The sequence below is a fragment of the Croceicoccus estronivorus genome (assembly GCF_001625325.1).
Lineage (GTDB): Bacteria > Pseudomonadota > Alphaproteobacteria > Sphingomonadales > Sphingomonadaceae > Caenibius > Caenibius estronivorus.
In genome coordinates this window covers 157,870-170,800 of the sequence record NZ_JRQQ01000009.1, presented here as the reverse complement: position 1 = coordinate 170,800, position 12,931 = coordinate 157,870, and the positions used below count along the sequence as shown (strand labels likewise).

General features: G+C 61.2%; 11 protein-coding genes. All 11 read right to left on the bottom strand.

Annotated elements, in window-relative coordinates; translation table 11 throughout:
* Positions 1-7 precede the first annotated feature (7 nt).
* Entirely contained in the window at positions 8-1,333 is a 1,326-nt protein-coding gene (locus MB02_RS14500; protein ID WP_067539166.1) for a dicarboxylate/amino acid:cation symporter, read from the bottom strand.
* Positions 1,334-1,365: 32 nt separating this feature from the next.
* On the bottom strand, positions 1,366-2,640 hold the full coding sequence (locus MB02_RS14495; RefSeq protein ID WP_067539163.1) for a Zn-dependent hydrolase: 1,275 nt from the start codon (positions 2,638-2,640) through the stop codon (positions 1,366-1,368).
* A gap of 207 nt (positions 2,641-2,847) precedes the next feature.
* The gene (locus MB02_RS14490) at positions 2,848-3,324 is read right to left on the bottom strand and encodes a winged helix DNA-binding protein (RefSeq protein ID WP_170304751.1); all 477 of its coding nucleotides are present in this window, start codon (positions 3,322-3,324) and stop codon (positions 2,848-2,850) included.
* 275 nt (positions 3,325-3,599) lie between these two features.
* Positions 3,600-5,999 (bottom strand): TonB-dependent receptor, encoded by a 2,400-nt coding sequence (locus MB02_RS14485; protein ID WP_067539157.1) that lies wholly within the window; start codon positions 5,997-5,999, stop codon positions 3,600-3,602.
* A gap of 59 nt (positions 6,000-6,058) precedes the next feature.
* Complete coding sequence (locus MB02_RS14480) at positions 6,059-6,820, bottom strand: SDR family NAD(P)-dependent oxidoreductase (protein WP_067539154.1); 762 nt, start codon at positions 6,818-6,820, stop codon at positions 6,059-6,061.
* On the bottom strand, positions 6,817-7,404 hold the full coding sequence (locus MB02_RS14475; RefSeq protein WP_067539151.1) for a nuclear transport factor 2 family protein: 588 nt from the start codon (positions 7,402-7,404) through the stop codon (positions 6,817-6,819). Before MB02_RS14475 ends, MB02_RS14480 begins: the two co-directional genes overlap by 4 nt.
* A gap of 51 nt (positions 7,405-7,455) precedes the next feature.
* On the bottom strand, positions 7,456-8,196 hold the full coding sequence (locus MB02_RS14470) for an SDR family NAD(P)-dependent oxidoreductase (protein ID WP_067539321.1): 741 nt from the start codon (positions 8,194-8,196) through the stop codon (positions 7,456-7,458).
* A 137-nt stretch (positions 8,197-8,333) separates the two neighbouring features.
* On the bottom strand, positions 8,334-9,521 hold the full coding sequence (locus MB02_RS14465; RefSeq protein WP_156495535.1) for an MFS transporter: 1,188 nt from the start codon (positions 9,519-9,521) through the stop codon (positions 8,334-8,336).
* Between the two features lie 177 nt (positions 9,522-9,698).
* Positions 9,699-10,556, bottom strand: a complete 858-nt coding sequence (locus MB02_RS14460; protein ID WP_067539138.1) for an enoyl-CoA hydratase/isomerase family protein — start codon at positions 10,554-10,556, stop codon at positions 9,699-9,701.
* Complete coding sequence (locus MB02_RS14455) at positions 10,553-11,638, bottom strand: acyl-CoA dehydrogenase family protein (RefSeq protein ID WP_170304750.1); 1,086 nt, start codon at positions 11,636-11,638, stop codon at positions 10,553-10,555. The genes MB02_RS14460 and MB02_RS14455 overlap by 4 nt, the downstream gene beginning before the upstream one ends.
* 41 nt (positions 11,639-11,679) lie before the next feature.
* Complete coding sequence (locus MB02_RS14450; RefSeq protein WP_067539131.1) at positions 11,680-12,870, bottom strand: acyl-CoA dehydrogenase family protein; 1,191 nt, start codon at positions 12,868-12,870, stop codon at positions 11,680-11,682.
* Positions 12,871-12,931: the final 61 nt, after the last annotated feature.

The window sequence follows — 12,931 nt, the reverse complement described above, 5'->3', positions numbered from 1 at the left end:
CACAGCGTCAATCTTCGCGGCCTTCGAGCGAATGACGCAGCAACACGGCTGCGGTAATATCGCCTGTGACGTTCACGACCGTCCGGCTCATGTCCAGCAGGCGATCGACACCGAGAATGATGACCAGCCCGCCGGGCGGAATGCCAAAGCCGACGGCCACACTGGCCAGTATCGCAATGCTGACTCCCGGCGTGCCGGGCGCTCCGATGGAAGAGGCAACCAGCGTGCCGATAATCAGCAGCGTCTCCCCCCAACTCAAATCCACATTCGCGATCTGCGCAAGGAACAGGATGGCCACCCCCTGATAAAGCGCGGTCCCCGCCATGTTCATGGTCGCCCCCACAGGAATCACCAGATTGGCAATCTCGTCCGGGACATGCAGCTTGCGGGCAGTCTGGATCGTGCTGGGCATCACTGCCGAGGAACTGGACGTCGAAAAGGCGAGCAGCAGATTCTGTCCAGCGGCAAGAAGGAACGCCTTGAGCCCCAGCCCACCGGCAAGTCCGAGGATCGCAAGGTAGATCGCGAACAGCAGGGCCAGTCCGAGTAAAACGGTCCCGACATAAGTGACAAGGCCGAGCAAGCTGTCCATGCCGACCTGAATCATGAGCTGCGCCATCAAACCGAATACGGCTAGCGGTGATAGCAGCATGGCCCATTTGACTATGGTCATCGAAATGGAAAGCAGGGCATCCATCAGGGCCAGGAAAGGCATAACCTTTTCCCTGCGCGCTTGTGACGCGGCGACTCCGGTCAACAACGCCAGAATGACGATTGCCAGCAAATCTCCCTGCATCACGGAGGCCGCCGGATTGGTCGGCAAGACACCTGCCAGCAGGTCGGGCAATCGCATCATATCGAATGGCTGGGAGTCGGCAGTCAATACCGCCGCCGCTGGCTGGGGCTGTTCCAGCCCGGCACCTGGCTGAAACAACCGGGCCAGCCCCAGACCGATGAATGCCGCCATGCTTGTCGTCGCCACGATGAACAGGCCCAGCCGGATACCGATCACCCGCATGATCCGACCAGACGGCGTTGCCGCCAGCCCGCCGACAATCGAGCTGAATACCAGCGGCACCAGGACGATCGCTATCAAACCCAGGAAGACCTTTCCGGGCAAGGCCAGCCAGTCTCCGATGACTGCCGCGTTGCGTGCCGGAACCCAGCCGGCCGCAGGCCCGAGCGCAAAGCCGACCGCGATGCCCGACACCATTGCGATAAGGACCTGAACCCACAGCCGCGAACGCACCCAGACGCGCAATTTCGTCCGCTGCTGATAGAGGCGAACCAGCTCGCTCGAGCCCAGTTCGTCGAAGAATCCCCCGCCAGGCACCGCCTATCCGCCTTTCACAACTCGGCCCGCGATCAGTCCTGCAAGGCCCGATCCACAGGGACCATGGAGGCATTTTCTTCGCAGGCCAGTTCCGTCACGCATTCGTACAGCAATTGCGTACCCCGTTCGATGTCCGACCAGTGCGTCCACTCGTCAGGTGCGTGGCTGATCCCATGGACCGAAGGGACGAAAAACAGCCCCGCCTTGGTGTGGTTGCAGAAAAACTGCACATCGTGCCCAGCCCCGGACGGCATGATCTTGTAACTGTAATCGAGTGCCTTGGCCTTGCTCTCAATCAACGCCATGATCGACGGATCGCAATAGGCGGGTTCCAGCCAGCTCATCTGTTCGTATTCGAAATGGAGCTTGTGCTTGCGCGCAATGGCCGAAAGCACTCGCTCGCACGCTTCCGCCAGCGAACGCATCTTGTCTTCCGACAAGTCACGCCCGACAATCGTGAAGTCGACCTCGCCCGGCACGGTGTGGGGAAAGCCCGGCTTGCAGGCGACGTGGCCAATGGTGATCCGGCTCTTGTCGGTTCCCTCCTCGTCGATAATGCGCGGAATCTCATGCGCGAAGTCGACCATGCCCATCAGGGCATCGGCACGCATGTCCATCGGCGCGGTGCCGGCATGGTCGGCCTTGCCGATCATGCGCACCATCCATTTAAAAACGCCCGAAATCCCTTCCACCACGCCAATCGTGGTTTTTTCCATGTCGAGCACGGGGCCCTGTTCGACGTGTAGTTCCAGAAACGCGCGGATGGTTTCCGGGCGGCGATAGGCGTGCAGGGCCTTGTGGTAATCGAGCCCCACCTCCGCCATCGCATCCTTCAGCCGAACGCCGCGTTCGTCCGCTGCATTTTCCAGCCATTCCAGCGTCAACCGCCCGGTAAGCGCCTGTGCGCCCAGCATCCCGCCAAAACGCCCCTCTTCTTCACTGGTGGCGATGACTTCTACCGGATAGGCGGGTGTAATACCGTTTTCCTGCATGGTCCGGATGCATTCCAGTCCGGCAACCACGCCCAACACGCCGTCGAAAATGCCGCCCGCAGGCACGGAATCGAGATGCGACGCGATAACCACGGCAGGCTTGTCCGCCGGACCGAAACGGCCACTGACATTCCCCGCACCATCAATTTCATGCACCATGCCCAGCGTTTCAAACTGGTCGCGCAGCCATTGCCGCGCGGCCATGTCCGCTTCGCTGAAACCCTGCCGATAGACACCCCGGTCCTCCTCGTTGAAGCCGAACTTGGAAATCGCTGTAATATCGTGTTCGATCCGTTCGATATTGACCTGGGGCACGGGGTCTCCTGTCCTGATAACTGATCGGGACAGGGTAAACGCGAAGGGGCCGCCGGGGCAAGCGTGGGAGGCAGGAAGCATTGGCAGCCACACGGGCGAGCCATCGAAAGTGACGAAGTTGACACCGTGCAAAGGGGCAATTTTCGCCCTCCTCGCACAGCAGGCGATGACGCCCCCCTCGCACCGATCACCGCATGCAGGACAGGATCAGTCCGGCACCAGATGGCGAATGTGCATGGCCAGGTCGGCAAGATAGCATTCCATCGCCTCTCGGGCAGAGTCGGTCAGTTCGACATAATGGACCCGGCCATCGTGACGTGAGCGTTTGCGCCGTACGAGACCCCGCTTTTCCAGCACCGAGATGTACCGCAAGGCAGTGGTCGCCGGGGCGGAGGATGCAATACACAGGCTGGTGGTGGATACCGTCCGCCGCCGCCGGGTGTTGATGAAGAGATCGAGCAGGATGTCCCACGCCGGCTCTCCGAAGATATCCTTCGGGAACCGATTGTCCCGCGCGCGGCGGGATTGGTAGTATCTTTCCGCAATGGCGAGAAGCTGATCCTTGCCACCGCCGGCACTGCGAGCCCTGGCAGCCGCCCGTTCCAGTTCGCCCGACCAGCGGAGCAGTTTTTCGCCAATTTCACGCAATTCCAACGCATCGGGCGTGCTGGCATCGGAACTCACGCCCACCCCCGCAATAGCCAGCCGCCCGGCTCGCACCAGGCCACCGCACACACAAATTTCGCCGTCATTCCACCCTTATCCGCACTCGCATATGGAAAGGCTGTCAGCCTTCCTCTCAGGCACAATCCGACGAATTCCGAAGATGTTTAGGGCAAGACGAAAAATTTTTCTGCGAGGACAGTGGTAAACCATGAACAGCAAACGCCGGACATGGACCGAACAGCAACTGGCTGGCCGACCCATGCCCGGCAATGTCTGCCGCAGAGCGGAAAGGACTAGAAGCCGTAGCGCAAGGTCATCCCGTACATCCGCGGTTCGTTGTAAATCCGCTGGTTTATGCCCAGGCTGGAGTTGATGAGCGACGCGCCCCCGATCTTGTAAGTGGTGTTGGTGAGATTGGTCACATACACACCGAGATCGAAGCTGCTGCCGAGCACACCCTTCCAGTCGAGATTGACGTCGATCGTGTCCGTGGGCTTCTGGCGGCTTTCTCCATCGTAGACATTGCTGCCGTCCGGCAGAGTGATGAACGGAACCAGGCCGAGGATGACCGAACTCTTGTGCGCCCAGTTACCCGTCAGAGTCACCTTGCCGACCGCGTCGTCGTCCAGCACAGTCCAGCTCGCATTGATGTTCAGCTTATGCTTCGGCGTGAAGGGGAAGATGCGCCCTCCCTGAAGGGTCGGCATATTGGTTTCCGGATCGCGGCGCGAATAATCGAGGAAATTGCCGTACTTCGCTTCCGTATAGGCATAAGACACCAGCAGGCTGATGTTGCGTGTCGGGGCGATGGTGATATCCGCTTCCATACCCTTGATCGTTGCCGAGGCGGCATTGACCAGAGCACTGACATTCGCTGTCCCCACTCCGAAAGTCTGGTTGAGCTGCGCATCGTCAAGCCACTGGTAATAACCCGCGATGTTGGTCCGCACGTTCCAGTCGCCAACCGGGAAATCCGACTTCAGGCCGACTTCCACGTCACGCACCGTTTCCGGCTTGTAGGAAAAGAGCTGGATCGCGTTCGGGATCGGCGGATCGGCCACCAGTACCGGTGCCGCCAGCGGGTTCGTCCCCCCTGCCCGGTAGCTTTGCCGGTGCGCGACATAGACCATCGTTCTCGGTGAGATCTTGTAGTCGAGACCGATGGTATAGGCGTTGCTGTTCGCCTTGGCCGAGAAGAACGCACCACATGCGTCGGCCTGGGCCGGATCGGTCACGACCGTGCCGGTTTCACCGGTCACGCAGCGCCCGTTGGTCACCTGGTAAAGCGTGAGCGCCCGGCGATCGTGCGTCCAGCGATAACCGGCGGACAACGTCAGCCCTTCCAGAGCGCCACCGAACGCGTAGCTGACATTTGCAAAGACCGCCCGCGACTTGTCCTTGATGTACTGGTTCGCATCCGTGACCGACCCGAATACCGAGCTCTGGTGCTGGTAATTCGCATCGGGTGTCTTGAGATCGGCTCCGAACAGGCCGACGATGTATTTCAGGCGGTTGTCGAACAACTGCCCCTGCAATTGCAGTTCCTCGGTCACTTGCCGGATATTGAGGCCCCACGGTTCGTCCGCGTCGCGTGGGTGACATTGCGCCGACGTCGCGCAAACATCGAAATGCAGGATAGTGAGCGCCGACCCATCGTAGTCGAAGCGGTTGACCTGCTTGAAACGGCGATAGCCGAAGATGTTCTTCAGCGTCAGGCCGTCGGCGATCTCGAACGTGGTGATGTTGGAAATGCCGAAGGACCGTTTGCGATCCAGCCCGTCCACATTGCTGAACGTGGTGCGCGGCCCCGCAGCTTCCTGCTGTGCCAGAGCGGCTTCCATCGCCCCCTGGAACAGCGTCGGCACAAGCGCATTGGAATTGACCGCCGCCAGCGAGTTCGAACTGCCATTGGTATTCGAACGGAAGATATCCGCGACCAGAATGTTCGAGAAGCGGGGCGAAGGCTCCCACAGGATGGAGGCGCGGCCGCTGAAGAAATCGCGATCGTCCTGATGTTCATCCAGAGTGGCATTGTAAGTGAAGCCGTCCCGCTTCAGCACCTTGCCGGCAAAGCGCACCCGCAGCGTATCGCTGATCGGGATATTGAGCGCCCCTTCCAGCCCGCGATTATCGTAATTGCCGAATTCCGCCATCAGGTAGCCGCCGAATTCCGCATCGGGCCGCCGCGGTTCGAACAGGACCGCACCACCGGTGGAATTTCTTCCGAACAAGGTGCCTTGCGGTCCCTTCAGGACCTGGACGTTCTGGAGATCATAGTAATATCCCGGCCCGCCGCCGTCGCCGATCGGCAACGGGACCTGGGCGAAATACGCGGGCACGGTCACCTGTTGCCCTGAGATCGAGGCGCCCGACCCCGACTGGCCGCGGATAACGTAGTTTTCCTCGTCGCGGCTGCTCTGGGCCGATGTCAGGGCCGGGACGATCTTCGACAGGTCAGTCGCATTCTGGACCCGTTGCGTTTCCAACTGGTCGCCCGAGAAAGCCTGAACCGCGATTGGAATATCCTGCAAGGCCTCTTCCCGGCGCCGTGCGGTGACGACGATATCCGCGATCTGGTTGCCGTTCTGTGCGGCGGCGCGGGGCTGGGCATTGCCTGCCTCCTGGGCCCATGCAGTCGATGCGCATGCCTGCAGCGCGGCAATGCCGCCCAGCAGATAGTACTGCTTTTTCATTTCTGCCTCTCCTCATTCGCGCATTGTATTTCGTTGATTTTGGGACGCGCGCAGTCCCATCATTCATTCAGGCGCGGTGCGATCAGCCCTCCGTCGATGGGCACTGCTGCGCCGGACATGTACGAAGCGTCGTCCGAGAGCAGGAAGGCGATCGCCTTGCCGAACTCCTCGAGCCGTCCGACGCGATCGAAGTGGGACATCTTGTCCAGATAGGCCTGCCGTTCGGGCGTGCGGCTCGGATGTGGCGGATTGCCCAGAATGACGGCATTGATATTGACGCCGTGGCGCGCGACTTCCTTCGAAACGGAACTGACCAGCGCATGAAGCGCCAGCTTGCCGGACGCATAGGCACTGCCCGATTCCTGGCCGAGCACTGCCGATATCGAACTGACGCACACGACCTTGCCGTAACCGCGCTCCACCATGCCCGGCAGCAATGCGTGCAGCAGCATCGCCTGCGTGAAGAAGTTCATTTCGAAAATCGCGCGGAAATGCGCGAATTCGGATTTTGCGAATTCCCCCCAGGGGGTCATCGGCGGCCCGCCCCCGGCATTGTTGGCCAGAAGATCGACCTTGCCGTGCGCTTCGTTCGCTTCACGCACGAATTGCGCGATGAATTCCGGCTCCATCACGCTGCCGAGGTGCGTGGTGACGGTTACGCCGTGGCCGCGCAGATCTTCCGCGCTTTCATTCAGGCGCCCTTCGTCCACGTCATTTAGCGCCAGCGCACAGCCGCCCCTGGCAAGCTCTGCCGCGGTTGCGGCGCCGATTCCCCGTCCGGCGCCCGTGACGATCGCAACCCGACCGGCAAAGCGGCTCATGCGGCTTTCCTCGCTCGCGGATCGGAGAACATCGGATTGACGGCATTGTTGGTCCAGATCTGGTGCCGGGTGAAGCGCCACTGGCCCGTCGCCTTGCTGAAGGTGAACAGGTAGGTGCCTTCATGCAGGCCATGCAGCCACTCGCCGTCTTCCTGGCCGACCAGCGCCATCTGGTAGTGGCACAGGGCCCACGCCGCCTGATTATCGTCGGCAATGCGCACAATCTGCGTGCCGATCAGATGCCGGATTTCGAGACCGGCCATCTTGGAAAGATCGCGCGGTGGAGCGACAACCCCTTCGCGGCGCGGCAAGGCTGGCTTGGCGTGGAGACCGATCAGGTTATCACGGCCCTGCACGGTTTCATCCAGCGTGCCTTTCATGACCCGCTCGATATTCTCATCGTAAAGACGTTCGAGAACATCCCACGAGCGGCTGTCGCACGCGAAGGCATATTCGTGAATCATTTCCTGGATTCGGGCCTTGTCGGTCAGGAACTGCACCTGCTCTTCAAGAGTGGTGCGTTCACGTTCGATCGCCGGGGTCAGTTCCTTCCAGCAGGCATAGGCATCATACAGCACAGACATCTCCTCCAGTTGCTTGATTATCGGGTTGGTTGATTTCGGCAGGTGGGCCGCTCAGACGGGGCCAGCGCGCCCTCCGGCGACATTGATCAGTTCGCCGTTGATGAACGCGCCGTCCTCGCTGCAGAGAAAGGCCGCGGTCCCGGCAATTTCCTCCGGCTTGCCGAGGCGGCCGACCAGCGACAGCTTCGACATGAAGGCGATTTCCTGTTCGGAACGGTTGCGCTTCATCAGCGGGGTCAGAATCGGACCGGGCGCTATGCAGTTGGCGCGAATGCCCTGCGCCGCGTGATCGATCGCCAGCGAACGCGTCAGCGAAATCACTCCGCCTTTTGCCGCGACATAGGCGGGATTGCGCCCCATGCCGGTAACGGCCGCGCCCGATGAAATATTGACGATGGAGCCGCCGCCCGACTCTGCCATCAGGGGTATGGCCGCACGGCACATCCGGAACGTGGAAGTGAGGTTGAGACTGACCCAGAAATCCCATTCCTGGTCGTCGTATTCCAGCACGGTCTTGCCCGGGCGGCTGCCGCCCACGACATTGATCAGCATATGCAAAGCGCCGAACCGATCCTTTGCGGTTGCCACGGCCTTCTCGATTTCGGCAGTGCTGGTGGCATCGGACGTCAGCGCAACGATGTTGTCGTGTCCACCGGCGGTCTCGGCCAGTCCGGCTTCGTCAATATCGGTAGCGATCACCCGTGCGCCCCGCTGAGCGAAGAGCCGTGCAGTCGCCTGGCCAATGCCCGCGCCCGCGCCGGTAACGAGCGCCACCTTGTCTTCCAATTGCATGCCTTCTCCTTTCGCGGGGAGAGGCCGCGCGCCATCGATCACACGTCGGCCATCGCCGTGCGTGCGCGTGCACATTCTCTCCCGTCATTATTATCACTAACCTAGCTATTTATTATATCATAGCTAGGTAAAGGCAATCATCTTTTGCGATAGAATCTCATCATGAAGCCTGCCATGGCGAGCGCGGCAGCCATCGCCAGGAACGCACCATGGATGCCGATCAGCGCACGCAGCGGCGTCATGATCAACGGATTGAGAAAGTCGGCGATGTAGAGGACAGTGAATTCCAGCCCGACTGCGCGGGCACGGATGTCGGCCGGAACGCGATTGAGCAGAATACCCCCGATATGAGGCGGGATCATTCCCCCTCCGCCACCTGCCAGAATCGCCCCGCCGACCAGCATCGGCAAGCTGGTGGCGAACCCGATGAGCCCCAGGCCGCAAGCCATCATCGTAATCAGGAATATCTGGACGCGCTGCTCCCCCAGCCGCGCATAGAAGCGGCCATAGCACCCGCCGAATACTCCGCCCGCGAGCACCCCGGATGCCAGCACCACGGAGCGGACCACTGCACTGCCATGCCCGTCTTCCGCCAGCAGGAAGGACAACTGGATCGACGTCATGAAATAACCGACGAACAGGAATGCGGCCAACGCATAGACCGGCCACAGACCCACGAGAGGTCGCAGCGACACACGCTTTTCAGCATGCGCGGTGCGGCCTACCCCCACGGGCAAGGCGCCTACGGCCAATGCCAGAACCACAAACGCGATAGCGTAAAGCAGGAACGGCGTCCGCCAGCTTCCCGCTTCGGCAAGCACACCGGAAAGCAGCAGCCCGCTAACGGCGAACACGCCCGCAACCGCGCTCTGGTATCCGAGCAGGCGCGCACGCGCCACGCCCTGGAACCATGTTCCGACGATCACGCCGATTGCGGTGCCGATCTGCGCGACACAGAAGCCCATGAAGAATCGCGCGACGAGCAGCAGAGCCAGTTCTTCGAGAAAATAGCATCCGACGCCCAGCACTCCGTAGCCGAGCAGCGCCGCGATCATCACCGGCCGGGGGCCCCATCGTTCAACCGAAAGCCCGCCGATGATGCCACCGAGAATGACGCCGATCGCCGGCATGGTGAGAATCATTTGCGCGGCGAATGTGCCGTCCGCCTTGCCTCCGAAATGCTCTGCAATGGACGGCAAGACCGGCCCCAGCGCCGCGAACATGAGCGCCATGAGCGGCGCACCCCCAACCAGAACAACCCTGGATGCCTTGCCCCGCCAACCTGCCGGAATCCCGGCAAATGCCAGGCTCGCCTCTGTGGCCATCAACTCTCTCCCGCCTTATTATCTTTGTTATCTTAGCTAAAATAGCCAAGCTGTCATCGCCTTTTTGCAGCGGCAGTGCGAAGCCAGCGCGGGTGATGAAAAACAGGGGTCAGAGGCATTGTTTGCCGCTGGCAGGGACAAGAGGCTCCCACCTTGGCGACAATGTCAGCAACGGAATCAATCCGGCGACGAGGATGGGTAACCCGAGGCCGCGGGCTCATCCGCTGGCGTGACACCCGGTCGATCTTGCCCGAATTGCGGACGGCGCCCGTCACGCATCGCGGCCACTGCTTCTGCATGATCCGCGGATCGCATGGTCAGCAATTCATAGGCGATCAGCATGTCGGCCTGTTCCGCGGCAATGCGTCGCAGGCCCGCGTTTATCGCCACTTTGGTATAGCGGGTTGCCTGCTGCGCACCGCGTGCAAGCTTTTGCGTCAACTTCTGAACCTTGTCATCCAGTTCAGCCGCAGGGACGACATGATTGATCAGGCCCATGGCCTGCCCCTCTCGCACATCGAGCAGATCACCCGTCAGCAACAGTTCCCGTGCCCGCATATAGCCGATCAGCTGCGGCAGGATCAGCGCCGCTCCATCGCCTGCCGCAAGCCCCATGCGCACATGCGGATCGCCGAACCGCGCTCCTTCCGCTGCAACGATCATGTCGCAGCCCAGTGCGAGCGTCGCACCCAGCCCGATGGCATCGCCATTCATGCGGCACACCACAGGCTTCGGGAGCGAAAGGAGGCTGATGACGATTGCCTTCGTTTCCTCCACCAGCGGCAGTGAGGTACGCGGATCATCGACCATCGATTGCATCCATTCCACATCACCACCCGCACAGAACGCGCGTCCGGCACCGGTCAGGACGATTACGTCGCTGTCGGGATCATGCGCGAGATCATTGAATATGCGAGCCAGCTCACCATGCATCGTGGCATTGGCCGCATTCAGTTGTTCAGGACGGTTCAGGGTCACCGTTGCGATACGGCCGGACCTTGCGACACGCATCGTAGTGTAATGCCCGAACGTCATGCCGCGTCTGCCGATGCATGGGCGATATAACGGTTCAGATGGAACCGCGCGTCGCCGTAAGTTCGCCCGATCGCGCGTAGCCGCTTGTAATATTGGCCGACCTGCGATTCTTCCGACATGCCAAGGCCCCCGTGCAGCTGAATCGCCTGCCCGCAAACGAACTCGCCCGCCTCGATCACATGGACCATTGTCGCCGAAACGGCGGCTGCCCGGACATCGGGCTGCGCCTCCAGCATCGCCAAACCACGCATCAGCATGGACCGCGCGTGTTCGAGCCTCACATGCATATCGGCCAGCCGGTGCGTCAGCACCTGATACGATGACAGCGTGCGCCCGAACTGCTCGCGCGTTCCGATATGCTCCGCCGCCAGCGCCATGGCTGCTTCCATCGCCCCAATCGCTTCCGCTGCGAGCAGGACGTTCGCGCGATCCACACTCGCGTGGAGCAGTTCGCTGGCGAGGTCTCCCTCCACAATCAGCCGCTCTTGCGGCAAGGAGACATTTTCCAGTTTCAGATCGCACGCATCGTGGCGATCTATCGTGCGGTACGTTCGCCGCGAGATGCCCGGCATATCCGCATCGATCAGGAACAGACCCAGCCGTTCATTTTCGATACTGGCTGCGAGAATGAAGACATCGGCCTGGCCCCCATCGACGACAATCGCCTTGGCTCCGTTTATGTGCCAGCCCCCTCCGGGCAACGACTTGGCCTGAGTGGCATGGCCGGACAATCCATAGTGGCTGCCCGCTTCCCCGGCGGCCAGTGCCACAACCTGCGTCCCCTCCGCTATGGCGGCAATCACGCCGTCCAGCGTTTCGGTCGCAGGAGCCGCGCACAACAGCGGGGCACAGAGCCCCGCGACTGTAACGTACGGGGCTGCCACGAGCCCGTGCCCAAACGCCTGCGCCAGCACGGCGGCATCGGCAACGGTGCCGCCTATACCGCCTCTCTTGATATCGATCAGCAGGCCCAGCCAGCCCATTTCGGCGAAATCCGACCATTTCGGGGTCGTCTTTTCGAACAGGCGAACCGCGCTTTCTCGCAGCATCCGCTGTTCTTCCGTCAATGCAAAATGGTGCATCCTCAACTCCCTGCCTGCGCCCGCATGTTCACGGCCATTCATCAATATCCGAATGCCTGCCGCGCGATGATCCCGCGCTGGATTTCGTTGCTCCCCGCGTAGATCGTCGTCGCGCGGTAGAAGAGCTGACGCGCGGCGAGCCCCGGTACATAGTCCGCCACATCGCCAGCCGGATCGTCGCATTCGATTGCGGCTTCATCGTAGAATACCAGCCCCGCTGGCCCGACCAGATCCACCGCGAGATCCGTGATCCGCTGCTGAATTTCGCTGGCGAGTATTTTCAGACCCGACGCGATAGCGGGATTTCCACTCGGCTGGTTCAGTTCCCGCAGGACGGACCATTCCAGCGCCGCGACGTCGATTTCCAGACGCGCCAGCGCTTCCGCTATATCGGGCCGCTCCACCATGGGCTGCCCACCATCGCATTCCTCCGACGCGATAGTGCGCAGCATTCTGACGTCTCGCTTGTTGCGCGGAACATGCGCATTGGTGATCCGTTCGTGGGCGAGGAGGAACTTGGCGTAGGTCCAGCCTTCGCCTTCTTCCCCCAGCAACGCATCAGCGGGCAGGCGGACGGAATCGAAAAAGATTTCATTTACGCTATGCCCTTCGTCGATCGTGATGACGGGCCGCCGCGTCACGCCGGGCGCATTCATATCGAGAATGAACATGGACAGGCCGCCACGCTGGGGTCGCACATCGGGATTCGTGCGCGCCAGCAACAACATCTTGTCCGCGAAATGCGCCTCGGTCGTCCAGAGCTTGCCCCCTTCGACGATCCATTCATCGCCATCGCGGTATGCCCGCGTGCGCAGCGATGCGAGATCGGAGCCGGACGAAGGTTCCGAAAACCCCTGGCACCAGAATATGTCGCCGGACAGGATGGTCGGGAGGTAGCGGTCGCGGTGCTCCTGCGATCCGAAGGTATACAACAGCGGACCAACCAGCCGCAGTCCGAAATAGCTCGGAAACGGCGCATCGGCCGCAGCGCATTCTTCCTCGAAGATGTGCACCAGCAACGGGTCCCATCCGGTACCGCCGAATTCCTGCGGCCAATGCGGTGCGGCCCAGCCCTTCTCATTCAGCAGCCGGTTCCAAAGCTTCAGGTCATCCTTTGTCGGATGCACCCGCTGGCGGGTGCGCCGGGCCATATCCGCCGGAACCATGGCCCGCAGTTGCGCCTGCATCTCCCGGCGAAAGGCCTCGCACTCCGGCGATAATTCAAACTGCATTGGCCTCTCACCCATTTTCTAATTTAGATTCGATTTTTTCTAACCGAAGGGGTGGCGGAGA